This is a genomic window from Polynucleobacter sp. MWH-UH24A (genome assembly GCF_018687475.1).
Taxonomy (GTDB): domain Bacteria; phylum Pseudomonadota; class Gammaproteobacteria; order Burkholderiales; family Burkholderiaceae; genus Polynucleobacter.
This window is the reverse complement of the sequence record NZ_CP061292.1, coordinates 116,162-139,262: the sequence shown is the minus strand read 5'-3', so window position 1 is coordinate 139,262 and position 23,101 is coordinate 116,162. Positions and strand designations below refer to the sequence as shown.

23 protein-coding genes are annotated in these 23,101 nt (G+C 45.2%); 17 read left to right on the top strand and 6 right to left on the bottom strand.

Going from position 1 to position 23,101, the window contains the following annotated elements:
* Nucleotides 1-20 precede the first annotated feature (20 nt).
* The gene (locus ICV32_RS00780; protein ID WP_215371019.1) at nucleotides 21-944 is read right to left on the bottom strand and encodes an amino acid ABC transporter substrate-binding protein; all 924 of its coding nucleotides are present in this window, start codon (nucleotides 942-944) and stop codon (nucleotides 21-23) included.
* A gap of 90 nt (nucleotides 945-1,034) precedes the next feature.
* A complete protein-coding gene (gene apaG, locus ICV32_RS00775) occupies nucleotides 1,035-1,409 on the bottom strand; it encodes a Co2+/Mg2+ efflux protein ApaG (protein WP_215371016.1) in 375 nt (124 codons plus the stop codon).
* A 73-nt stretch (nucleotides 1,410-1,482) separates the two neighbouring features.
* Here apaG and rpe point away from each other — a divergent pair, with 73 nt between their 5' ends.
* From rpe to trpC, 5 genes are read left to right on the top strand one after another with little or no spacing between them, the layout of a single operon-like run.
* Nucleotides 1,483-2,178, top strand: a complete 696-nt coding sequence (rpe, locus tag ICV32_RS00770; RefSeq protein WP_215371013.1) for a ribulose-phosphate 3-epimerase — start codon at nucleotides 1,483-1,485, stop codon at nucleotides 2,176-2,178.
* A gap of 31 nt (nucleotides 2,179-2,209) precedes the next feature.
* Nucleotides 2,210-3,703: an anthranilate synthase component I gene (gene trpE, locus ICV32_RS00765; RefSeq protein WP_215372448.1), complete on the top strand. Its 1,494-nt coding sequence runs from the start codon at nucleotides 2,210-2,212 to the stop codon at nucleotides 3,701-3,703.
* A 2-nt stretch (nucleotides 3,704-3,705) separates the two neighbouring features.
* Nucleotides 3,706-4,272 (top strand): aminodeoxychorismate/anthranilate synthase component II, encoded by a 567-nt coding sequence (locus tag ICV32_RS00760; RefSeq protein ID WP_215371010.1) that lies wholly within the window; start codon nucleotides 3,706-3,708, stop codon nucleotides 4,270-4,272.
* Nucleotides 4,273-4,275: 3 nt separating this feature from the next.
* Nucleotides 4,276-5,307, top strand: a complete 1,032-nt coding sequence (gene trpD, locus ICV32_RS00755; protein WP_215371007.1) for an anthranilate phosphoribosyltransferase — start codon at nucleotides 4,276-4,278, stop codon at nucleotides 5,305-5,307.
* A complete protein-coding gene (trpC, locus tag ICV32_RS00750) occupies nucleotides 5,304-6,107 on the top strand; it encodes an indole-3-glycerol phosphate synthase TrpC (RefSeq protein ID WP_215371004.1) in 804 nt (267 codons plus the stop codon). Before trpD ends, trpC begins: the two co-directional genes overlap by 4 nt.
* 1 nt (nucleotide 6,108) lies before the next feature.
* On the opposite strand, the gene ychF is transcribed toward trpC, so the two are convergent.
* Nucleotides 6,109-7,203, bottom strand: a complete 1,095-nt coding sequence (gene ychF, locus ICV32_RS00745) for a redox-regulated ATPase YchF (RefSeq protein ID WP_215371001.1) — start codon at nucleotides 7,201-7,203, stop codon at nucleotides 6,109-6,111.
* Nucleotides 7,204-7,216: 13 nt separating this feature from the next.
* On the opposite strand from ychF, the gene ICV32_RS00740 reads away from it, so the two are divergent.
* From ICV32_RS00740 to ICV32_RS00725, 4 genes are read left to right on the top strand one after another with little or no spacing between them, the layout of a single operon-like run.
* Nucleotides 7,217-8,488, top strand: a complete 1,272-nt coding sequence (locus tag ICV32_RS00740) for an FAD-dependent monooxygenase (protein WP_251371876.1) — start codon at nucleotides 7,217-7,219, stop codon at nucleotides 8,486-8,488.
* Complete coding sequence (locus tag ICV32_RS00735; RefSeq protein ID WP_215370998.1) at nucleotides 8,481-9,197, top strand: DsbC family protein; 717 nt, start codon at nucleotides 8,481-8,483, stop codon at nucleotides 9,195-9,197. The genes ICV32_RS00740 and ICV32_RS00735 overlap by 8 nt, the downstream gene beginning before the upstream one ends.
* A 3-nt stretch (nucleotides 9,198-9,200) precedes the next feature.
* Entirely contained in the window at nucleotides 9,201-11,012 is a 1,812-nt protein-coding gene (locus ICV32_RS00730; RefSeq protein WP_251371875.1) for a M61 family metallopeptidase, read from the top strand.
* Nucleotides 11,013-11,027: 15 nt separating this feature from the next.
* A complete protein-coding gene (locus ICV32_RS00725; protein WP_215370995.1) occupies nucleotides 11,028-11,783 on the top strand; it encodes a uracil-DNA glycosylase in 756 nt (251 codons plus the stop codon).
* Here the strand turns inward: ICV32_RS00725 and ICV32_RS00720 are convergent.
* A complete protein-coding gene (locus ICV32_RS00720) occupies nucleotides 11,766-12,038 on the bottom strand; it encodes a hypothetical protein (RefSeq protein ID WP_215370992.1) in 273 nt (90 codons plus the stop codon). The two genes, ICV32_RS00725 and ICV32_RS00720, sit on opposite strands and share 18 nt — an antisense overlap.
* Nucleotides 12,039-12,090: 52 nt before the next feature.
* On the opposite strand from ICV32_RS00720, the gene hemA reads away from it, so the two are divergent.
* The 7 genes from hemA to ICV32_RS00685 all read left to right on the top strand — a co-directional run bounded on the left by hemA (nucleotide 12,091) and on the right by ICV32_RS00685 (nucleotide 18,928).
* Nucleotides 12,091-13,422, top strand: coding sequence for a glutamyl-tRNA reductase (hemA, locus tag ICV32_RS00715; RefSeq protein WP_215370990.1), 1,332 nt, complete (start codon nucleotides 12,091-12,093; stop codon nucleotides 13,420-13,422).
* Nucleotides 13,423-14,502 carry a peptide chain release factor 1 gene (gene prfA, locus ICV32_RS00710; RefSeq protein ID WP_215370987.1) on the top strand — a complete coding sequence of 360 codons (1,080 nt, stop codon included), beginning with the start codon at nucleotides 13,423-13,425 and terminating at the stop codon, nucleotides 14,500-14,502.
* Between the two features lie 8 nt (nucleotides 14,503-14,510).
* Complete coding sequence (gene prmC, locus ICV32_RS00705; RefSeq protein ID WP_215370984.1) at nucleotides 14,511-15,386, top strand: peptide chain release factor N(5)-glutamine methyltransferase; 876 nt, start codon at nucleotides 14,511-14,513, stop codon at nucleotides 15,384-15,386.
* An 86-nt stretch (nucleotides 15,387-15,472) separates the two neighbouring features.
* Nucleotides 15,473-15,784, top strand: a complete 312-nt coding sequence (gene grxD, locus ICV32_RS00700; RefSeq protein ID WP_108507666.1) for a Grx4 family monothiol glutaredoxin — start codon at nucleotides 15,473-15,475, stop codon at nucleotides 15,782-15,784.
* A 59-nt stretch (nucleotides 15,785-15,843) separates the two neighbouring features.
* Nucleotides 15,844-17,109 (top strand): DNA recombination protein RmuC, encoded by a 1,266-nt coding sequence (gene rmuC, locus ICV32_RS00695; RefSeq protein WP_215370982.1) that lies wholly within the window; start codon nucleotides 15,844-15,846, stop codon nucleotides 17,107-17,109.
* 264 nt (nucleotides 17,110-17,373) lie between these two features.
* Entirely contained in the window at nucleotides 17,374-17,955 is a 582-nt protein-coding gene (locus tag ICV32_RS00690; protein ID WP_215370979.1) for a hypothetical protein, read from the top strand.
* Nucleotides 17,945-18,928, top strand: a complete 984-nt coding sequence (locus tag ICV32_RS00685; RefSeq protein WP_215370976.1) for a hypothetical protein — start codon at nucleotides 17,945-17,947, stop codon at nucleotides 18,926-18,928. Before ICV32_RS00690 ends, ICV32_RS00685 begins: the two co-directional genes overlap by 11 nt.
* A gap of 47 nt (nucleotides 18,929-18,975) precedes the next feature.
* Here the strand turns inward: ICV32_RS00685 and ICV32_RS00680 are convergent, their stop codons facing one another.
* Nucleotides 18,976-19,557 (bottom strand): phasin family protein, encoded by a 582-nt coding sequence (locus ICV32_RS00680; RefSeq protein WP_215370973.1) that lies wholly within the window; start codon nucleotides 19,555-19,557, stop codon nucleotides 18,976-18,978.
* Between the two features lie 160 nt (nucleotides 19,558-19,717).
* Here ICV32_RS00680 and ICV32_RS00675 point away from each other — a divergent pair, with 160 nt between their 5' ends.
* Nucleotides 19,718-21,034: an MFS transporter gene (locus ICV32_RS00675; protein WP_215370970.1), complete on the top strand. Its 1,317-nt coding sequence runs from the start codon at nucleotides 19,718-19,720 to the stop codon at nucleotides 21,032-21,034.
* Here the strand turns inward: ICV32_RS00675 and ICV32_RS00670 are convergent.
* Nucleotides 21,023-23,101 (bottom strand): tetratricopeptide repeat protein, encoded by a 2,079-nt coding sequence (locus ICV32_RS00670; protein ID WP_215370966.1) that lies wholly within the window; start codon nucleotides 23,099-23,101, stop codon nucleotides 21,023-21,025. The genes ICV32_RS00675 and ICV32_RS00670 overlap by 12 nt on opposite strands.

The window sequence follows — 23,101 nt, the reverse complement described above, 5'->3', positions numbered from 1 at the left end:
CTCGCCATGAACCTTCTAAATTACTTCTTCTGATAATCTTCCGCAGGCTTATCGTTTGGATTGGCCCATGCTTGCTTGGTACTTTCAGATAAGGCCAAACCAACACGCGCATTCTTGGGAGGAATGGGTTGTAAAAACCACTTATCCCAAAGTTTAGTAAGGGTCCCGTCTTTCATCATGCGCTTGAGGTTATCGTCCACTGCTTTCTTAAACCCTGGATCATCTTTACGCATCATGATGGCAATCGGTTCAACCGCTATTACCTCTCCCACAATTCGGTAATCGCCGGGATTCTTTGCATTCGCGATATTACCGGCCAAGATTGAGCCGTCCATCACAAATGCATCGGCGCGCCCCGATTCCAATAAGAGGAAACTATCCGCATGGTCTTTACCAAACACTTCTTCAAAGTTCACCCCAGTCGCCTTTTCATGTTTACGCAAGAGCTGTACGGACGTAGTGCCTGTGGTTGTGGCTACTTTCTTGCCGTTTAACTGATTTAGTGAGGTAATTCCAGAGTTGGCCTTGACCGCAATGCGAATTTCCTCAACATAGGTAGTTACTGCAAAAGCCACATCTTTTTGACGGGTAGCGTTATTCGTTGTAGATCCGCACTCAATATCAACCGTACCATTTTGTAACAAAGGGATACGATTTTGTGAAGTCACCGGAGTATATTTGATATCCAGTGTCTTTAAATTCAGTTGCTTTTGTATATCACGCAATACGGTATTGCAAATTTCCACATGGAAGCCAGCATATTTCCCATCTCCCAAGGTATACGAGAGGGCGCCAGATGACTCGCGTACGCCCATAGTTACCACACCGGTTGATTTCATCTTATCGAGTGTGCTTTGCTGAGCGATTGCTACTGGCGAAATCAATAAACTACTGGCAAGCAAAGTGATAATGCCTAAAGCACTAGACCATGAAAATTGCTTCATATTTTTTCCTTTAATCAATTTGGTTTTTGATTTAGATAAAGCGTTTCCATCTTAACGAGAATCCCTGCCAAAACTCCCTAATAGCCCTATTCAGTGCAAGGTTCTTGGCATCACCAGGGCAAACTCTGGGATGGTTGCCTGAAAAAACTGGGCATCCTCGGTGACGCAAAAATATTCCCCACGCATCGTACCGGCTGGGGTGGGGAGAGTCGCCCAACTCGTGTACTCAAAATGCTCGCCAGCACGTAACAGTGGCTGCTGGCCAACCACCCCTAAACCCTTCACTTCCTGAACCTCACCCTCGCCATCGGTAATGAACCAATGGCGAGCAATCAGCTGAACACTGGCCGTTCCAGTATTACGAATCGTAACGGTATAGGCAAACGCGTATTGCTGATTATCGGGATCTGATTGCTCGGGAAGGTACTGGGGGCGGACGTTAACGGTAATTTCAGGTGGATTCATGAGGAGCATTCTGCGCCATCCCAACCCCGTTCGCAAGATAGAATCTAGGTATGAATGACAAAAAAGCACTCAAATGAGCCCTAATTCCGCCATCATTGCCCCTTCGATTCTGTCAGCCGACTTTGCCAAATTGGGCGAAGAAGTGAAGGCCGTCTTGGATGCCGGGGCCGATTGGATTCATTTTGACGTGATGGATAACCACTATGTGCCTAATTTAACGGTTGGACCCTTGGTTTGCGAGGCAATTCGTCCCCATGCGATCAAAAACGGTAAACCGGCCATAATCGATGTCCACCTCATGATTGAGCCAGTTGATCGGATTGTTCCGGATTTTGCCAAAGCAGGAGCCAATCTAATTAGCTTTCACCCTGAGGCGAGCGCACATGTGCATCGCACCCTCTCCCTCATTAAAGATCATGGTTGCCAGGCTGGGCTCGTCCTCAACCCTGCCACCCCGATCCATCACCTAGACCACGCCCTGGATCAAATTGATTTGGTGCTCCTGATGTCAGTTAACCCAGGCTTTGGGGGCCAATCCTTCATTCCCAGCACTCTCACTAAGATCGAACAGGTCCGTAAGATGCTCGATCGCTATCAAGAAACCAGTGGTCGCTCCATTCGTCTTGAAGTTGACGGTGGGATCAAGATTGACAATATTGCTAGCGTTGCCAAGGCTGGAGCCGATACCTTCGTCGCCGGCTCAGCGATCTTTAGCAAGCCAAACTACGGCGAAGTCATTACTGCCATGCGTAAAGCGATTGGGTCTTAAATCATTCTAGAAAAGACCTCGCATCATGAACATGACTGAGTTACAAGAAATCGCGAAGCAGGGATACAACCGAGTAGCTCTGGTTGCAGAATCACTTGCCGATCTCGAGACCCCCCTGTCGCTGTACTTGAAGTTAACTCAGAAGTCCGGTCAGAAAAATACCTTTCTTTTGGAGTCCGTTTATGGTGGTGAGCGCTTTGGACGCTATTCGATCATTGGTCTCCCAGCGCGCACTATTTTGCGAACCGTTGGCACGCCTACCAAGCCCATTAATGAGATCGTTCATGACGGTACAGTGATTGAGCGCAATCACGATAATCCGCTTGACTTTATTGACACTTACATCAAACGCTTTAAGGTCGCTCCACAACCCAACTTACCGCGTTTTTGTGGTGGATTGGCCGGTTACTTCGCCTATGACACGGTTCGCTATATTGAAAAGCGCCTCGCTGTTCACTCTTTACCCGATGAAATCGGTGTGCCTGACATTCAGCTAATGCTCACCGAAGAACTGGCGGTTGTTGACAATGTTGCTGGCAAGATCTATTTCATTGTGTATGTGGATCCCAATGATCCTGGCGCTTATGAGAGTGGCATGAAACGGCTACAAAGTTTGCAAGCCACACTGACAGTCTCGGTTCAGATGCCTGAGGAACAAGCATCCAAGCCACACCCCGAACCTATTCGTAAATTCAAGGCGAGTGATTTTGAAGACGCAGTACGTCGCACCAAGGACTATATCCTCGCGGGTGATTGCATGCAGGTTGTGATTGGCCAGCGCATTAGCCGAAGCTTCACTGAGCCGCCACTACAACTCTACCGCGCATTGCGCTCACTTAACCCCTCCCCTTATATGTATTTTTATGACTTTGGGGATATGCAAATTGTGGGGTCATCCCCCGAGATCTTGGTGCGCCAAGAAAAACGTGAGGGGCGCAAGATGGTCACGATTCGGCCCTTAGCCGGGACTCGTCGCCGCGGTGCGACACCTGAGGAGGATGCACAACTTGCTAAAGAGTTACTGGCGGATCCCAAAGAAATCGCTGAGCATGTAATGCTGATTGATCTCGCCCGTAATGATGTCGGACGCATTGCTAAGACGGGTAGTGTCAAGGTCACTGATTCGATGGTGATTGAAAAGTATTCCCACGTGCAACACATCGTTAGTTCGGTCGAAGGGGAGCTCAAGGACAATATGAGCAATATGGACGTCTTACGCGCCACCTTCCCTGCCGGCACCTTATCGGGCGCCCCCAAAATTAGGGCGATGGAAATTATTGATGAAATGGAAATTACCAAGCGTGGCATTTATGGCGGTGCTGCGGGTTATCTTTCCTTCTCTGGGGATATGGATGTGGCGATTGTGATCCGCACCGGCGTGATTAAGGACGGTATGTTGCATTCTCAAGCGGGCGCAGGTGTTGTGGCCGATTCGGATCCTAGCTCCGAATGGAAAGAAACCGAAGCGAAAGCAAAAGCAGTATTGGCAGCCGCTGAATTAACCGAATCTTCCAAAGGAGCATAACGATGCTCTTAATGATTGATAACTACGACTCCTTCACTTATAACTTGGTGCAATACTTTGCCGAGCTTGGCGAAGACGTGAAAGTCATGCGCAATGATGAAATCAGCGTTGCCGATATCGCCAAAATCAATCCAGATCGAATTTGCATTTCCCCAGGACCATGCAGCCCAAAGGAAGCAGGGATCTCGGTTGATAGCATCAAGATCTATGCAGGCAAAATCCCGATTCTGGGCGTATGCCTTGGGCATCAAGCGATTGGCGAGGCCTTTGGAGGCGAGGTCATTCGCGCAAAGAAGGTGATGCACGGCAAAACTGATGAAATCACGCATACGAATGAAGGTGTATTTCAAAATCTTCCGAAATCATTTCGAGTTACGCGCTACCACTCGCTAGCCATTAATCAAGAAAATCTACCCAGTTGCTTAACCATTACCGCGCAAACCGCCGATGGGGAAATTATGGGTGTGCGTCATCAGGAGTTGTGCGTGGAGGGTGTTCAATTTCATCCGGAGTCGATTCTTTCCGAGCATGGTCACGCCCTCCTGAAAAACTTTTTAGCGATGAAATAAAAAATGGCTATGACCCCATCTCAAACGCTGCAATACTTGATTGACGGCAAAGAATTACCCGAAGCCGAAATGGTGCAGATCATGCGCGCCATCATGGGTGGTGAACTGCCAGGCCCGATGGTCGCTGCTCTCTTGGTAGCCCTTCGTAGTAAAAAAGAAACGCCCACAGAAATTGCTGCGGCTGCGACCGTGATGCGAGATTTTGCTACTGCAGTGAATGTGAACGATAAGACCCATCTGGTCGATGTGGTCGGTACCGGCGGCGATGGCGCCCATACCTTTAATATTTCTACGGCATCGATGTTTGTTGCATCTGCGGCAGGTGCCAAGATTGCGAAGCACGGCAACCGCAGTGTTAGTAGTAAATCAGGCAGCGCCGATGTTTTGGAAGCGCTTGGGGTCAAACTAAATCTGAGTGCTACTGCGGTGAGTCAATGCATTGAGCAACTTGGTATTGGCTTTATGTTTGCCCCCAACCATCACCCTGCCATGAAAAACGTAGTCCCAGTGCGCAAGGACCTCGGGGTGCGTACCATCTTTAATATTTTGGGACCCCTCACCAATCCCGCCAAAGCACCGAATATTCTGATGGGCGTATTTCATCCGGAGCTAGTGGCTACCCAAGCAAAAGTCTTGCAACTGATAGGGGCCGAGCATGCCTTAGTGGTCCACGGCAATGATGGCTTAGATGAGATCACGCTATCGGGCCCCACCATAGTCGCCGAACTGCGCAACGGACAAATCAGTCAATATGAAATTAAGCCGAGTGATTTTGGAATCGCCAATGCTTCAATGGAAAATCTAAAGGTCGCCGATGCACAAGAATCCAAAGCCATCATTTTGAACATCATGAACAATCAATCGGGACCAGCGCGCGATGTTGTGTGCCTCAATGCCGGTGCAACGCTTTATGCTGCTAATGTTAGCAAGTCGATTGCAGAGGGCGTACAACTGGCTAGCAGCACAATAACTTCGGGTAAAGCTAAACAGAAGCTCGAAGCATTTATTGCCTTAACGCAAAGCCTTGCCTCATGAGGGATATTCTGAGTCGTATTCTGGAGACCAAGCGTCATGAGATTGTGGCTGCACAACGCTTGATCTCTAGTGGTGAGATCCTAAAAGAGGCCCTGCAAGCCAATTCCAATCCAAATACAAAGGTGCGTGGCTTTGCCCAAGCACTGATAAGCTCTGTCAGCAATCACAAACCCGGCATCATTGCTGAAATCAAGAAAGCGAGCCCCAGTAAGGGGGTGCTTCGTGAGCACTTTGTGCCACATGACATTGCCCAAAGTTATGCCGCGCATGGCGCGACCTGCTTATCGGTTCTCACCGATCGGGATTACTTCATGGGCTCGCCCCAGTATCTCAAGGAAGCGCGAGCCGCCTGCTCCTTGCCAGTAATTCGCAAAGACTTCATTATTGACCCTTATCAGGTCTATGAAGCGCGTGCTATGGGTGCTGATGCAATCCTGTTAATTGTCGCGGCACTTGAGTTATCACAAATGCTAGAACTAGAGGCGTGTGCGATCGAGAACCAGCTTGATGTATTGGTGGAAGTTCATGATGGGGAGGAATTAGAAGCCGCCCTTGAACTGCAAACACCCCTACTGGGTATCAATAACCGCAATCTCAAAACCTTTGAGGTGAGCTTACAAACCACCATTGATCTACTACCAGCCATTCCCAAAGACAAACTCGTCATCACGGAGTCCGGGATTCTCAATGCCAACGATGTCAAGCTGATGCAAGGAGCTGGGGTTAACGCATTTTTAATTGGCGAAGCCTTTATGCGTGCTGAGCACCCAGGCAAGGCACTTGCAGCATTATTTGCTTGAGTTAGACGTTAAATAAGAAGTTCAAGACATCGCCATCTTTAACGATGTATTCCTTACCTTCAGCACGCATCTTGCCCGCCTCCTTCGCGCCCTGCTCACCTTTGTATTGAATGTAATCATCGTAAGCAATGGTTTGTGCTCGAATGAAGCCGCGCTCGAAATCCGTATGAATTACTCCTGCAGCCTGTGGCGCCGTGTCGCCAATATGAATGGTCCAAGCACGCACCTCTTTCACACCGGCGGTGAAGTAAGTTTGTAGACCTAATAAGCTATAGCCCGCCCGGATCACCCGATTAAGTCCGGGCTCACTCATCCCCAGATCAGCCAAGAACTCGACCTTATCGGCATCCTCTAAATCGGCAATCTCCGCTTCAATAGCTGCACATACCGCAACGACCGGGGCCTTTTCTTTGGCTGCATGCTGCTTGACCGCCTCAAGATGGGGGTTGTTCTCAAATCCATCTTCTTTTACGTTCGCCACATACATCGCCGGCTTTGCCGTAATTAAGCAAAATGGCTTAAGCAAAACTAACTCTTCCTTACTGAGACTCATGGCACGTACCGGCAGGGCTTGATCTAGCTGTGCTTGAACCTTGGTGAGCACCGCAACCAAGGCCGCGGCCTCTTTATCGTTTACCGATTTAGCCGCCTTCGAGTAACGCTGCAGGGCTTTCTCAACCGTACCTAAATCGGCTAAAGCGAGTTCAGTATCAATCACTCCAATATCCGCAATCGGGTCGACTTTGCCGCTAACATGAACCACATTGGCATCTTCAAAACAACGTACGACGTGAGTAATCGCATCGGTCTCCCGAATATTGGCCAAAAATTGATTACCCAGCCCCTCCCCTTTGGAAGCGCCAGCCACCAATCCAGCAATATCTACAAACTCAACCGTGGCGGGCACAACTCGCTCAGGGCTCACAATCTGTGCTAAAGCAGCTAAACGCGGATCCGGGACCTCGACCATACCCACATTGGGCTCAATGGTGCAAAACGGATAATTTTCGGCTGCAATACCTGCCTTGGTGAGGGCATTAAACAGGGTGGATTTGCCTACATTCGGTAAGCCAACGATTCCGCATTTGAGTGACATCCTCCCATTGTAAATGCGCTTGATTCGCTATCATCTTGGTATGCGTTCCCAAAGTACCGCTAATTCTGCCCAGCACACCAATACCCAATTCGACTTCGCAGTCGTTGGGGGAGGTATTGTGGGTAAGGCAAGCGCACTTGCCATGGCGCAACTGGGCTACTCAGTGATTCAAATTGCACCTGATTTACTCCAGACGATCACTCTTGTGCCCTCCTTTGGGCAACGAATCTATGCACTCTCACCGAGCACTAAACATCTGTTATCAGAGTTAAATATTTGGGATGGGTTAGATCAGACTCGCATCCAAGCGGTACGCGATATGCGAATTTATGGCGATCGTGGGCAAAAGCATGATCAACTTCATTTCTCGGCCTTTGAAGCCGGTCGCCCAGAGCTTGCTTGGATTGCCGAATCCGATTTGATTGAAGCCACACTAACCCAAGCGATGCGGTTCAGTAAGAACCTACACAGCATCGAGGCCAGTGTTGACGAGGTTCGGTTTGAGCCAAACACATCACCCACCCTTTCATTGAGCAATGGTCAAACCATCCAAGCCAGGCTGGTGATCGCAGCCGATGGTGCGAACTCCCCTTTACGCCAATCGGTTGGAATTGAAATCGATCAACATTCCTATGATCAACATGCAGTGGTTGCCAACTTTACCTGCTCGATTGCCCATCGTGAGACCGCCTACCAATGGTTCTTGCCCAATGGCGACATCTTAGCCATGCTTCCCTTGCCACACCAACAGGTTTCAATGGTGTGGTCAACACAAAATGAGCATGCCAAACATTTACTACAACTGGATACCAAAGCTTGGTCAAACCTTTTTGGTCAGGAAGTTCATGATCAACTCGGTGAACTGCAACTGCAATCCATACCAGCAAGCTTTCCTCTGCGACGCATCAAGGCGCACCGTCTGATTGGCCCAGACTACGATCCTAAATTAATCTTGGTTGGTGATTCTGCGCACGTGATGCATCCATTGGCTGGTCAGGGACTCAATCTGGGTTTACGGGATGTGGCAAGCCTACTTGACATCATGAAGCACAAAGAGTCGTATCGGGAAGTGGATGATCGCATTCTTCTGCGTCGCTATGAGCGCGAGCGTGAAGGCGACACCTCCTCGCTTTTATGGCTAACCGATCGCTTAAAGAAACTGTTTGCAGCACAAAGTCCGATTGAAAAGGGATTACGCAACTGGGGCTTAGGAATGGTTAATCGAAGTCACATCATCAAGCGCCAACTGATTGAGCGCGCACTAGGAGAACAACTGCATGGGTAAATTCATTTACCAATTTGGACTTGCGATCGTCTTACTCAGTTTTTTTGGTTCGGCCGATGCCACGTCAGAGAAACAAATTCGTGCTGAATTGCAAAAGCGCTTAGGTACTTCGGCCAATGTCCGTAATGTCACGCCATCGGTAATCCCAGGATTATTTGAAGTACAAGTCAATAATGAAATTTTTTACACCGATAGTAAGGCTAAATATTTAATCCAAGGCGAGATGATTGAACTTGCCACGGGGACAAATTTAACTGCTAAACGTCAAGAGGATATCAATCGCATCAAATGGTCTGAGCTTCCTCAAGCCAATGCCATTAAAATTGTGCGGGGCAATGGGAGTCGTCAAATTGCTGTGTTCTCCGATCCCAATTGTGGTTATTGCAAGCGTTTAGAAAAAACCCTACAACAGCTCGATAACGTCACCATCTACAACTACCTGATTCCCATCTTGTCGGCCGACTCAGCACTGAAATCTAAACAAATTTGGTGTGCTGCTGATCAACAAAAAGCATGGAACGATTGGATGCTAGGCAACATTACGCCAAGTGGCAAATCAGATTGCACAAATCCAATCGATAAAAATGCTGCGTTAGCCAAGACCTATGGGGTCAATGGCACCCCAACCATTTTCTTTGCCGATGGCAGTCGTTTCCCAGGAGCCGTGCAGCTCTCTGATATCGAGAAGAAACTCGCCTCTTTGAAATAATTGATGATGGCTTTAGATTCCACACCAGCAATTCAGTATATGGTTTGGCCTGATGACCTTCATGGTCATCGCTTTACCGTCTCGCTCATCATTCACCATCCAAATCCTCAAGGGCAAGTTGTGCATATGCCCGCATGGATTCCGGGGAGCTACTTGATTCGAGACTTTAGTAAGCATATCGAGTCCATCACCGCGTTTACTCTCCCCAAAAACCAGGCTGAGGCAAAGAAAAAGATTGCCTTGGAGCGTCTCGATAATGATCGCTGGCGTATTCCCAAGGGAACCGGGGCTTGCGAGATCGTCACCACGATATATGCTTTTGATCAATCCGTACGTACTGCTTATCTCGATCAAGAACGTGGGTTTTTTAATCCCACTAGTCTCTGTCTCGCTGTTGAGGGTCAGGCCCACTTACCCTGTTCACTCGCTATTGCCCCGCCACACGCTCAGACCAACAAGCACTGGCAAGTGCAAACCACGTTGCGCCAGGTCAAAACGGATGCGAGCAGTTTTGGCTTTTATATGGCCAAGGACTATGCAGATCTGATTGATCATCCGGTCGCACTCGGACAATTTGAGACGATTGAGTGGCAATCCTTTGGCACTCCTCATCGCATGGTTATTCAAGGGCTAACGAGTGAGCAATCCCAACTGCTTGATAAAAAAAAGCTTGCTGATGATCTTCAACGAATCTGTGATGCCACGATTCGCTTATTTGAACCACGTAAACCCAAAGCCCCATTTAAGCAATATCTATTTATCGTTAATGCGGCTCTCGATGGCTATGGTGGACTTGAGCATTGCGACAGCACGGCGCTCCTGTGTAAACGTGATCAACTACCCTACGGTGATCACAGTACTCAAAGACCAAAAAAATCGTATGAAGAGTTTTTAGGGCTATGTAGTCATGAGTATTTCCATGCCTGGCTCGTCAAACGTATTCAGGCGAAGGCCTTTCAGCCATACCGTCTCAATGAACGTAATCACACCCGACTGTTGTGGCTATTTGAAGGATTTACCAGTTACTACGACGATCTGCAATTGGTACGTAGTGCATGCATCACCATGGAGCGCTATTTAGAGCTTGTGGGCAGTAATTGGAATGGGGTATTACGTAATCCTGGCAGAACCAAGCAAAGCGTAGCGGATAGCTCCTTTGATGCTTGGACCAAGTATTACCAGATGGATGAGAACACCCCCAATGCAGTAGTGAGTTATTACGCCAAGGGATCATTGATTGCTCTGGGTCTGGATTTACAAATTCGGCAATTTTCAAACGATCAACAATCGCTGGATGATGTCATGCGCTTTTTATGGAAAGAACATGGCAAAACTGGAACTGGGATTAATCAATACGCTCTAGATCTGGCCATTAATTCAACCATAGGAATTGGCTTTAACAAGATTTGGCAGCGCTTTAAGCGCGACTATATTGATGGTACGCAGGACCTTCCCTTGCAGATTTGGTTACCTCAGATTGCCAATGTCGAAGTCCCTCAAAAGCAAGCGAACTTTACTGAAGCCATCAAACTAGCGCTTGGGATGCGCTATACCGATAGCAGCGGCTGGATCAAGGTGACGCATGTGCTTGATGGTGGATTGGCGCAAATAGCGGGGCTGGCCCCAAACGATCTGATTAGCAGTATCAATCTGCAACGGATCACCAACACGAGAATGGATCAAGTGCTCGGAAGTCTTGTGAACAGTAAAAAAATTACTTTCCATTTTTTCCGACAAGATAAAGAGCATCAAGCTAGCACTGCCTTAAAGCTCGACTATCCAGCTCAATATGAGCTCAAGCAATCTAAAAAGTAGTCTTTCTCTATCAGCATGGATCTCAAGCAGTTCATCCCTGATGATTGGCAATCCCTTCTCAGTAACTATCTGCAGTCAAACGATTGGCGCTCCCTATCTAAAAAATTTGCTATCGAATACCAACAACACCGTGATGCGATTCGACCGGATCGAGAGCGTATCTTCAATGCCATGCATCTCACACCAGTCAATCAAGTAAAGGTTGTCATTTTGGGACAAGATCCCTACCACTCGCTAGGACTGGCGCAAGGCTTAGCATTTTCAGTCCCCAAGAATATTCCACTGCAGTCAAAACAATTTCCGAGCTCATTACGCAATATCAATAAAGCATTAGTACTGGAAGGTCTTGGATCGCTCAGGAGTGGCGATTTAACTCACTGGGCTAATCAAGGGGTATTGTTATTAAACACTGCGCTCTCCGTTCGACTGGGTGAGGCGAACTCGCATGCGCAATTGGGATGGAAACCTTTCGTGATTGAAATCATTCAAAAACTCTCACAACAACCCAATCTCGTTTGGATGCTTTGGGGTGGACATGCGCAGTCCATGGAAGAATATATTCACAATCCCGATCAACAGCTCATCCTAAAATCCTCCCACCCCTCAGGCCTTGGAGTCTATAAAACAGCGCAACCATTTATCTACCCTGGGGACCAAAAAAGTTCTGGGCACTTTACGAAAGCAAATGCGTATTTAACAACGCATCAGAAAAATCCAATTGCTTGGACAAAGTTCGGTGAACAAGAGTTCAAATTAAGCTCGCACGGATAAAAGGTAGACTTGGGGCAATAAAAATCCCCACACAATCGCACTACCCCACTCGAGCATTTGCCCGGCCGTAAATAGTCCCGCAGCTTGACCCCCGTAGCTTGCAAAGACAGCCCCAAGAATCCCAAAGAACATACTCCAAAGGTAAGTAGCCTTGCTTCGCCTGGCTCGTTTAGCTCCCTTATTTCTAGGGGAAAACCCAGGAAAATAATGGGCAGCAGCCCAACCCATCAGGCTTCCAAGTAGTAAATAAGCCAAAAACCCCATTCAAAACGCCCCTATTAGCCCCAAGAAACCTATAATTATCAATATGAAGCTGTTGACTTTGGGTATTAACCATCACACAGCGCCAGTTGCCGTTCGGGAAAAAGTGGCTTTTGATCCCGAGGGTCTGCTTGACGCATTATCCGACCTACGCTCCCATTTGGGTGGCGTTAATCGTGGCGGCATGCCTGAGGCAACCATTCTTTCGACCTGCAATCGAACCGAACTCTACTGTGCTGCTAATGATCCTGCCTCCGAGGGTGAGTTTCATGAGGCAACGTTTGATTGGTTAGCCAAAAGCCAAAATCTAGCGCCCAGCGTTTTACAACCCCATATCTATACCCTGCCGCAATCCGATGCAGTTCGTCATGCGTTTCGGGTAGCCTGTGGTTTAGATTCAATGGTGATTGGTGAGACCCAAATCTTAGGCCAGATGAAAGATGCGGTTCGCACCGCCAATGAAGCTGGCGCCTTAGGAACCTATCTCAATCAACTCTTTCAAAAAACCTTCTCGGTTGCTAAAGAGGTGCGCGGTTCAACTGAGATTGGTGCACACTCCATCTCAATGGCTGCCGCATCGGTTCGCTTAGCCGAGCGCATCTTTGCGTCGATTGGCGAGCAGAAAATTCTGTTCATTGGTGCCGGTGAAATGATTACCTTATGCGCCACCCACTTCGTTGCTCGCAAACCCCGTGGTGCAGCGATTGCAAATCGTACCGTAGAGCGTGGTCAAGAACTAGCCGACTCGATCTCAGCCCAAAACATTGAAGCAGAGTCCTTTCGTCTCAATGACCTGCCAACACGCTTACATGAGTTTGACATCATTGTCTCGTCGACCGCTAGTCCACTACCCATCATTGGCTTAGGGATGGTAGAGAGTGCCCTAAAGCTCAGACGACGCAAACCCATGGTCATGATTGATCTGGCAGTGCCGCGTGACTTTGAGCCCGAGATTGCTCGCTTAAATGATGTGTATCTCTATACGGTCGATGACTTAGGCACTATGGCCCAGGCTGGTGCCAATTTACGTCAGGCCGCAGTGAGCCAAGCCGAGATCATCATTGAAGAGCGTGTTAGTAATTTCATGCATTGGTTACAAGGCCGCAATGCCGTACCTTTAATCCAGGATATTCAACAGCAAGGCGATCGCCTGCGTCAAATTGAACTAGAGCGCGCACTCAGACGCCTAGTTCGCGGCGATGATCCGCAAGAGGTTTTAAATGCTATGGCTCAGGGCCTTACCAATAAGTTTTTGCACGGCTCTTTGCATGCTCTGCAGCACGCCAGCGGTTCGGAGCGTGATGCTTTGCTCAAATTACTACCCAAGTTATTTGCTACTCACTCCAACGATAAAAATAATCCCTCCGATAGCCATTAGATGAAATCCAGCATGCGTGCCAAGCTGGAGCATCTGGATGCCCGTTTGGCTGAACTCAATACCATTTTGATGCAAGAAGACTCCGCCAAGGATATGGATGTCTATCGCAAACTCACGCGCGAGCATGCCGATATTTCAACGGTGGTGGAGCAATTTGGGCTTTACAAAAAAGCGGAGTCTGATGCAAAGGCTGCGAGCGAAATGCGCCTTGACCCTGAAATGAAGGACTTTGCCGACGAAGAAGAAAAAGATGCACAAGCGCGCATGGCCGAGCTTGAGAAAAGCCTGCAAACCCTTTTGCTGCCCAAAGACGAAGACGATGGGCGCAATATCTTTTTAGAGATTCGAGCGGGAACTGGCGGTGATGAAAGTGCGTTGTTTGCTGCTGATCTACTACGAATGTATACCCGCTATGCTGAACGTCAAGGCTGGAAAACCGAGATTGTCAGTCAAGCTGAGTCTGATCTTGGGGGCTATAAAGAGGTGATCGTGCGCTTAGCTGGTAATGATGTCTATGCCAAGATGAAGTTTGAGTCAGGTGGCCATCGGGTACAGCGCGTCCCGCAAACTGAGACTCAGGGACGGATTCATACATCGGCCTGCACGGTTGCGGTCATGCCCGAAGTGGATGAAATCGAGAGCGTCAAGATTAATCCAGCCGAGATCCGCATCGACACCTTTCGGGCATCGGGTGCCGGCGGTCAACACATTAATAAAACAGACTCCGCAGTACGGATCACTCACCTTCCCACCGGAATAGTGGTGGAGTGCCAAGACGATCGCAGCCAACATCGCAATAAAGATCAAGCGATGAAGGTCCTGGTCTCACGCATCATGGATGCCCAACGGCATGCGCAGCAGCAAGAACAAGCCCAAACCCGCAAATCCTTAGTGGGTACTGGTGATCGCAGTGACCGAATTCGTACCTACAACTTTCCCCAGGGCCGAATTACCGATCACCGCATCAATCTAACCCTCTACAAAATTGACGCCATGATGGATGGTGATATTGGCGATCTATTAAATGCTCTCGCAGCAGAGCATCAAGCTGAACTGTTAGCCGCTATGGGCGATGCGTAATCCGCATCATGGCCAACACGATTGCCGCTCTTCTCGAGAGCACTAGACTCAATAAAACCGATGCCAAGGCGCTACTGGCGTATTTGCTTGACAAACATTTAGGTTGGCCGCGCTCAGCACTGATTTCTAGAGATCAAGAATCCCTCCCCAATGAACTTCTCATCGCCTGGCAATCTCTAGAAGCCCAGCGCGCATCTGGGGTGCCCGTGGCTTACCTCACAGGAAGGAAAGGTTTTCATGGGATTGAACTCAAGGTCAACGAAGCGGTATTAATCCCCCGCCCAGAGACTGAGCTCTTGGTGGATCTTGCACTAGAAGAAATGCAGCGTATTCATGCGAAAGTTCCTAATCAGGTCATTCAGATTCTGGATTTGGGAACGGGCTCTGGAGCAATTGCTCTAGCGATTGCCCATGAATGCGCCATCAGTAAAGCGTCGATCAATCTAGGCATTCTAGGGGTTGATCAATCGAGTGATGCGATTGAACTCGCGCGAGAGAACGCCAAAGCCTTGGGGCTTAATCATATAGTCGAGTTTTTGCAAAGCAATTGGTATGACGCAATACCCGATCGATACCAAACCTCATGTGACGTGATCGTCAGTAATCCTCCCTACATTCAAAAGGACGACCCCCATTTACACGAGGGCGATCTACGCTATGAGCCCAGATCGGCGCTCAGTGATGATGGCGATGGCCTGTCTTGCATTCGGGAGATTGTGAGTCATGCCCATCATTACTTAAAGCCTGGTGGCCTGATTGCCATCGAGCATGGCTATGATCAGGCGGCTACGGTTGCAACGCTTCTGGAAAGCCATGCCTTTCATGATGTTGGCGCTCTTGCCGATCTAGCGGGGCATTTACGAGTCACGCAGGCCAGAAAATAAAACCCTACTCTTTAATCGGTCATAAAATAGCTGTCAAGTAAAAATCAAAACAAAAACCAGTTCGTTTATGAAAGGATTTCATCAATATGAGTGATACCCAAGCCAAGATCAAAGAAATTGTGACCAGCCATCCCGTGGTCCTGTTTATGAAGGGTACCGCACAGTTCCCGCAATGCGGCTTCTCAGGGAATGCCGTGAATATCTTACGTGCCTGTGGCCTAGAGACCTTGCATACCGTCAATGTCTTTGATGATGAAGCCATTCGTCAGGGCATTAAAGAGTATGCAAACTGGCCAACCATCCCTCAGCTCTATGTCAATGGCGAGTTCATTGGTGGTTCAGACATCATGACCGAGATGTACCAGAGCGGCGAACTCAAAAAACTCCTCGGTCTTTGATCGCAAGCCCCCTCCTCAAAAGCTCACTCGGTGGGCTTGGTCTGCAGTAGACTAAGCCCATGACAGACCTTCCTACCCTGATTACCATTGTTGCCCTTGGCATTGCCATCGGCCTTGGAATGTATGTTGCTATTCTTCGATCCAATCAGAATCAACAGCAAGGCGCTATTGCGGAGCTAACCACCCAGTTAGAGCACATTAGGGTGGAGCGTGATCGAGCCCTCCAGCGCGCCATTCGCCTAGAAGCTGAATTGGATTCAGAGCGTAAGCAAGTTCAACATCGGATTGATTCATTAAATGAGACCAAGGAGGCGCTCACCAATCAGTTTAAGAATCTCGCCAATGAGATTTTGGAAGATAAAACTAAGAAGTTCACGGAGCAAAATGCCCAGCAGCTCGATCTTTTGCTAAAGCCTCTACAAACTAAGCTCACCGAGTTCAAGGAACAAGTGAGCAACTCCTACGAAAAAGAATCGAGGGAACGCTTTGCTCTCAAGCACGAGATTGAGCGTCTAGCTAATCTCAACCTCAAGATGTCGGATGAGGCACGATCGCTTACCAATGCACTAAAGGGCGACTCCAAGATCCAAGGCAACTGGGGAGAACTGGTTCTGGAATCCATCCTGGAGTCTTCGGGCTTACGTAAAGGCGAAGAGTATCTAGTTCAAGATCGCCATACTCAAGCCGATGGTAGCCGCTTACAACCCGATGTCATTATTAAGTTGCCAGAGGGTCGCCACCTCGTAATCGATAGCAAAGTATCCATCACAGCCTATGCCAGACATACTGAGGCAGCCAGTACGGATGAAGCCGATAAGGAGCTGCTGGCTCACATTCAATCGATTCGGCAACACATTCAAGGTCTATCTGGTAAGAACTATGCCGGGATTGCGGATATCGCCAGTGTGGACTTTGTATTAATGTTTATTCCCATTGAGCCGGCATTTTTAAGCGCTCTTAAATCAGCGCCCAATCTTTATCAAGAGGCGCTCAGTAAAAATATTGTCTTGGTATGCCCCAGCACTCTCATGGCCACCTTGCGAACGGTTGCCCACTTATGGAGACAGGATCAACAGAATAAAAATGCCATGGAGATCGCCCGTCAGTGCGCCAACCTCTATGACAAGTTTGTAGGCTTTGTGGAAGACCTTGAGCAAATCGGCAAACGTTTAGACCAAGCTCAATCCAGTTATCATGATGCCTTTAATAAACTTAAATCGGGTAAAGGGAATTTGATTAATACAGCAGAGAAAGTAAAAATATTGGGAATAAAACCAAGTAAATCTTTAAATAGTAATTTGCTTAATCTAGAAACAGATGAATGAAAAAATAAGAATTTATCAAATATTCTATGACGATGCATCAAAGAGTAGACTTGATCCAGGATTTCTACCGTTGGATAATACTCTTAACCCAGAATCTGATTGGTTCGAATTTTCGCCAATTAGAAATTATCTTTTGTCTAACCTTTTAGATGATGATACATTTTATGGATTTCTATCGCCAATTTTTACAATAAAACAAACATTTCCTCTGAGCATGTAATTGATTTAATTAATTCCCATAGTAGTCAGATTGACATTGTATTATTGTCTATTCGATGGGATCAAATTGCTTTCTTTATTAATCCATTTGAACAGGGCGAATGCCACCACCCAGGAATTATCAAAAATACCCAAAAATTTTTAAATTCAATTAATTTTGATTTAAATCTAAGTGACTTGGTAACCCATTCAATGTCATCTGTATTTAGCAACTATATAATTGCAAAGCCGATTTATTGGAAAAGTTGGCTTGATTTAGCAAATAAGTTTTATACCTATGCAAAAGATAATTTAGAGGTTAATAATGCAACCATGCATAGAGGTGCATCAAATATTGCACTCAAAGTTTTTATTCAAGAACGGTTATCCTCGATTATTTTATCGCGTCATAGATTTAAAGTTATAACACCAGAAATTGGGATTAATGGCCCCATCACCCTTGATTTTTTTGAAAATGATTATCGTACACGTCGACTTCTAACCTCTTTAGACCTTATGAAAGAAAAATTTTGTAATTCTGGCGATCAAATTTTTTTACAAGCCTTTTACAAACTTAGAAAAGAAATTAGGCTAAATAGTAATTCTCGTGCTGGAAAAATTGCTTACAAATTAGTTAATGCTAAATAATCACCTTCTTATTCCAATTAGCAATTACTTCGACTTAAATAAATCTCATTTAGCAAGTATAAGACTAAGAGCATATCCATGTGCCGAAGCTCTACGAAAATCCGATTATTCTTTTACCATCGGAGAACGCGTCAATATTAATGCTAATGCAATCATTGTCGGCAAAATTGGTACCTCAGCAGATATTGATTCGAGGAGCAACAAGTGGTTGGCCCAGCTTGCAGAAGCAAAATCCAGGGGTGTATCTATTTACCTTGACTATACAGATCACCATCTTGGCTTCAATACGCCTATGACTTTTTTTTATCAAAGCGCTCTTAGTTTGACTGATTGCTGCATTGTTCCTTCTGAATTTATGGCTAAGCTATTACGGGCTCACTATCACGGCCCAATAATCGTAATTGAAGATTCAATTGAAATTACTTCTCAATCTGTAAAAACGAAGCTAGTTTCCAGCCAGTCTACTGCATTATGGTTTGGCCACGCTTCTAATGTTAAATTTCTTATTGATTTTATAAACTCATCAGAATTCTTAATCTCTGGTTGTAATCTGATTGTTTTATCAAATGAAAATGGTCTCAATATTTTTTCTCAAAGCTCTCTTAAGTTTATTAATCGCAACCAAATTCGTTTGGGCCTTTGGTCAGTAGAATCAATGCTTAATGCTGCGCGTATCGCTGACTTCTCAATTATTCCATCTGACCTTTTTAATACCAGAAAACTTGGCATAAGTTCGAATCGGCTTATTACTTCATTTGCCTTGGGTCTTCCAACCGCCGCTGATCATCTACCATCCTATCAAGAGTTTTCAGATAGTTATGTAGATATACGGGGCCCTTTATTTTCTAAGATGGTTGATATGCCACTAAATTTTTCGAATCTAACCACATCAGCCCAATCACTGTATGTTGATCGATTTAATCCTGAATCAATTGGTCAAAAATGGCTATCCCTTTTACTGAATCGCCAATAAAAAACCCGCTCACTAGGAGCGGGTCATTATGAACAACGAATTACGAATTAAGCAGCTTTACGAACCTTTGCAGGGGCAGCCGCTTTTTTCACTTGAGCCAATTGGCCTTGGAATGCTTCAAATGCTTGGTCAGCCGATTTCTCAACGGTAGCCAATGCATCTTTGCTAGCCTCACGGAACTGCTCAATACCTTGCATCACTGAGTTCATCGAGGTTTTGAATGCAGATACAAACACATCCGAACCAGCAGGTGCATTTGCAGCCAAGGTATTTACCCAATCTTGCATACCAGCTTGAGCTTGCTCAATGCTAGCTTCTACGACATCAGCAAACTCTTTACCGCTCTCACGCAATACTTTAGTTACTTTGCGCTGATGAGCAATGGCTTGGTTGCCAACGTCTTGCAAAGTATCGGCTTGCAAAAGTTCGGTTACTTGCTTGGGATCTTTTGCACTCAATACTTGCTGGATGTTCTCTTGAGCATTTGACAACGCAGCTTTAGAAGCATCGTAATTTAGTTCAACGAGTTTTTGAGCATTCTCAAGAGCAGCTTCGCTCAATGAAAATACGGTCTCGAGGTTCTTGCTCTGGATTTGCGACAATTTTGCTGCGACTTGATCTTGATTCATGGTGTACTCTCCAATAAGTTAATTTGTTCAATATTGCACTGCACCATGAAACTATACCCAATTTTTTGCTGCTATGCAATAAATATGTGTGCAATGCAACAAAATACTCAGGTATTGAATAAAATATTCAATTAAATCAATTATTTATAATAAATCTCCTGTGCCAAATCCCCCACAAACCAACCCTTCTTATCCTAAAATCGCCACCGCTGCCTGTTTTGGCACCTTTCTAGAGTGGTACGACTTCCTCACCTTTGCCACCCTGGCAGTGGCCTTTGCCCCACTCTTTTTTCCAAGCTCCGACCCAGTGACAGGTCTCTTAGCCAGCCTTGCAACCTTTGGGGCTGGTATGGTGGTTAGACCCTTGGGTGCTGCATTCTTTGGCTCTCTCGGTGATCGCATTGGGCGTCGGCCGGTCTTTCTGATCACGATTACGCTAATGGGCGGAGCTACCTTTGCCGTGGGATTTTTACCCACCTATGAGCAAATCGGGATTTGGGCACCCATTTGCTTGGTAAGCCTACGACTTCTTCAAGGCCTATCTGCCGGCGGAGAAATTGGTGGAAGTGCCATTTACCTCACTGAGCATGCGGGCATTACAAACCGCGGGCTTAAAACAAGTGTCTTACAGCTTATGGGGCCACTTGGTATGCTGGCCTCAATCCTACAATTGGTGTTACTCAATCACTATTTGGATCCAGAGAGTTTCAAAGAATGGGGCTGGCGTGTGCCTTTCTGGTTCTCCATTGTTCTTCTGCTAGTTGCACTAAAGGTTCGGATGACCCTTGAAGAAACACCGATTTTTAAAGCGATGCTAGCTAAAGGCGAACTTGCTAAATCGCCACTGCGCGATAACTTTAAAGATAAAGAAACTCGTAAACAAATGTTTCTGTTGTTTTTTTGTATCTCATCCGGTGGATCCGTGCTCTTTTTCTGTGTACAGGTCTACACCGGCATCTTCATGAAATCTGCCTTACAAATGAGTTCGCAAATTGTAGATACCCTCACCATCACCGCAACACTCGGCCTCTTTCCGATGGTGATTATTGCAGGAGCACTCTCGGACAAGATTGGGAGGCGACCTGTGGTAATTACGGGGCTATTGCTCGGAACAATACTAATTCAGCCCGCCTATCAATTTCTGCAAAGCCTATCAATGCAAAGCGCCCCTGATTATTTTCTAATGAGCGCTACTCTAATTGCACTCGCAATACCGCTTGCATTAGTTGTGGGTCCTCAAACAGCACTTTTAGCAGAGCTGTTTCCAGCAAGAACACGCAATAGTGCAGCAACATTACCACATAACCTAGCAGCTGGATGGATTGGGGGACTGCTGCCGTTAATTGTGACCTGGCTGAATAAGGAATTTGCGAGTCAGCTTGCAGGGCTTTGGTATCCAACTATCTTTTTAGCGATTGCAAGTATTGTGGCAATTTTTTATTTAACGGAAAGTAAGGATAAAAACTTAATTTATTAATTTATTAATATATATATGATCCTTTTCCTCGTTACTATCAAAGCGACTAACAGCAATTTCAAAAGCACGCTCAATTGACTTTACATAATTTTTAGTATCAAATAGTTTTGACTCTTCCCGAACATGAATTAGCTTTCTCTTAAGATCGGTTAAGGTGTTGGGATTTTTACCCAAGCTAATAGCCAAATTTTTATATTCTAAAAGGGTATTTACTGCAAGAAAGGGTAAATCAACGGCGTTCAGTAAGCTCAAACCAACCCTACTGGCAAAAGTATTACCATATAAACTTATCACAGGTATACCGTTCCACAATGAATCGCTGGCAGTTGTATGAGCGTTATATGGGTAAGTATCTAGAAAAAGATCAGCCATTTTATATCGCTCTAGATGTTGTTTATGATCACAAAATTCAGCAAAAATCAAACGATTTGGATTAATATTATTTTTATTTGCCTCGCATAACAAATTGTATTTAGTAAAGTCATCTGTACATAAAAGCCATAGCACTGAATTATCAACACTATCTAAAATTTCCATCCATACTTTGAATAGAGTTTTCGATATTTTAGTAGTCTGATTGAAGCAACAATACACTATTGCTTCGCTTGGTAAACCATAATATTTGCGATCAAAGTTAGAATAATTAATCTCTCTAGCGCTATCATTTGGTTGATAGGTTTCGGGAAGATATATGATCTTTTCACTGTAAAATTTTTGTAATTCATTCGGAATTAAAAACGGATCTGCAATGATGTAATCCATATTTGGAATACATGATGTTCCCGGGTAGCCTAAATAATTGATTTGAATCGGCGCAACTCGCTTGATAAAGAGTTCGTGTCTATTTGGAATTGTGAAAACAGAAAGATCAATAGCAATATCGATTTTCAGGTTTCTAGTTAAATCTATAACTTCAAAATCATTAAGATTTTTTATATCAAAAATACCATCAAATGCAGAAAAAATTCGTTGCTGATAAATATCATTAGTATTTTCTCCATATGAAAATCCGTAGATATTAAACCTAGAACGATCATGAAGTTCGATTAAATTTGAAATAAGATGTGTTACTGCATGGTTTCTAAAGTCACCAGAAAAATACCCAACACTAATTTTATCTTTTGATACTGTTGCTAGCTTAAAACTTGATTCAGCTATTATATTTTTTGAAGCTAGCCATTTACTCGTAATTATTCTTTGAATTTCTGGATCATTAATATAAATTAAACACTCTGATGGAAATATCGGGGCATCAAATCCAGCAATCATGTCCTGCTCATATTTTTCAGAAAATTTACTAAAATCATCCCACGAGCATGTAGAAAGTGCACATGAGGTATATGAGGACTTTAAATATTTTAAATTACTATTTAAGTCATATGCTTTTCGATAATTTTGAATTGCCATTTTAAAATTCTTTACAGCAGCATATGAATTCGCTAAATTTAAATAGAATTCAGGCTTAATATTATTTTGATCTATTGCTGTTAGGTAGTGGGAAATTGCTTCACTATGATCATTAATTTTTGCATATAGATTTCCAATATTAAAATTTAATTCATCCAAATTTAATTCGCTTACCAGTACAGTTTTTAAATCTTTAATTGCTTCAAGATATTTACCCTCTTGCTCGTAAATATATGCTCGCTTTGTATAATTGCTGAAATCAAGTGGGCTAATACTAATAGATTTTTCAACATCAGATTTTGCATTTAAGAATTTTCCGATCTTAATGTATGCATCTGCTCTTGCTAGATAATTTTTATGATTTTCGCCGTCTAAATCTATGCACTTACTTAAATTTTTTATCGCAAATTCTGGCTTGCCATTTTCAATATATGCTATGGACAAATTATATAGAGAAGGTAAATGATCTAATTCAATTGATAGTACTTTCTCAAATTGAATAATTGCACTATTTGTTTTATTTGTTTGTGCATAAAGTAAACCTAATAAAAATAATAAATCAATATTATTTTTATTAATCTTAAGTAATTTCTTATAGTGTTTCTCAGCTAGATCAAACTGACCTTTTTGATGTAATTGAATGACTGAGTTTAAATTCAT

What these genes read in the sequence shown, in the direction of transcription:
- ICV32_RS00780 (WP_215371019.1), bottom strand. Translation starts at nt 944, where the DNA reads ATGAAGCAATTTTCATGGTCTAGTGCTTTAGGCATTATCACTTTGCTT.
- apaG (WP_215371016.1), bottom strand. Translation starts at nt 1,409, where the DNA reads ATGAATCCACCTGAAATTACCGTTAACGTCCGCCCCCAGTACCTTCCC.
- rpe (WP_215371013.1), top strand. Translation starts at nt 1,483, where the DNA reads ATGAGCCCTAATTCCGCCATCATTGCCCCTTCGATTCTGTCAGCCGAC.
- trpE (WP_215372448.1), top strand. Translation starts at nt 2,210, where the DNA reads ATGACTGAGTTACAAGAAATCGCGAAGCAGGGATACAACCGAGTAGCT.
- ICV32_RS00760 (WP_215371010.1), top strand. Translation starts at nt 3,706, where the DNA reads ATGCTCTTAATGATTGATAACTACGACTCCTTCACTTATAACTTGGTG.
- trpD (WP_215371007.1), top strand. Translation starts at nt 4,276, where the DNA reads ATGGCTATGACCCCATCTCAAACGCTGCAATACTTGATTGACGGCAAA.
- trpC (WP_215371004.1), top strand. Translation starts at nt 5,304, where the DNA reads ATGAGGGATATTCTGAGTCGTATTCTGGAGACCAAGCGTCATGAGATT.
- ychF (WP_215371001.1), bottom strand. Translation starts at nt 7,203, where the DNA reads ATGTCACTCAAATGCGGAATCGTTGGCTTACCGAATGTAGGCAAATCC.
- ICV32_RS00740 (WP_251371876.1), top strand. Translation starts at nt 7,217, where the DNA reads ATGCGCTTGATTCGCTATCATCTTGGTATGCGTTCCCAAAGTACCGCT.
- ICV32_RS00735 (WP_215370998.1), top strand. Translation starts at nt 8,481, where the DNA reads ATGGGTAAATTCATTTACCAATTTGGACTTGCGATCGTCTTACTCAGT.
- ICV32_RS00730 (WP_251371875.1), top strand. Translation starts at nt 9,201, where the DNA reads ATGATGGCTTTAGATTCCACACCAGCAATTCAGTATATGGTTTGGCCT.
- ICV32_RS00725 (WP_215370995.1), top strand. Translation starts at nt 11,028, where the DNA reads ATGGATCTCAAGCAGTTCATCCCTGATGATTGGCAATCCCTTCTCAGT.
- hemA (WP_215370990.1), top strand. Translation starts at nt 12,091, where the DNA reads ATGAAGCTGTTGACTTTGGGTATTAACCATCACACAGCGCCAGTTGCC.
- prfA (WP_215370987.1), top strand. Translation starts at nt 13,423, where the DNA reads ATGAAATCCAGCATGCGTGCCAAGCTGGAGCATCTGGATGCCCGTTTG.
- prmC (WP_215370984.1), top strand. Translation starts at nt 14,511, where the DNA reads ATGGCCAACACGATTGCCGCTCTTCTCGAGAGCACTAGACTCAATAAA.
- grxD (WP_108507666.1), top strand. Translation starts at nt 15,473, where the DNA reads ATGAGTGATACCCAAGCCAAGATCAAAGAAATTGTGACCAGCCATCCC.
- rmuC (WP_215370982.1), top strand. Translation starts at nt 15,844, where the DNA reads ATGACAGACCTTCCTACCCTGATTACCATTGTTGCCCTTGGCATTGCC.
- ICV32_RS00685 (WP_215370976.1), top strand. Translation starts at nt 17,945, where the DNA reads ATGCTAAATAATCACCTTCTTATTCCAATTAGCAATTACTTCGACTTA.
- ICV32_RS00680 (WP_215370973.1), bottom strand. Translation starts at nt 19,557, where the DNA reads ATGAATCAAGATCAAGTCGCAGCAAAATTGTCGCAAATCCAGAGCAAG.
- ICV32_RS00670 (WP_215370966.1), bottom strand. Translation starts at nt 23,101, where the DNA reads ATGAATTTAAACTCAGTCATTCAATTACATCAAAAAGGTCAGTTTGAT.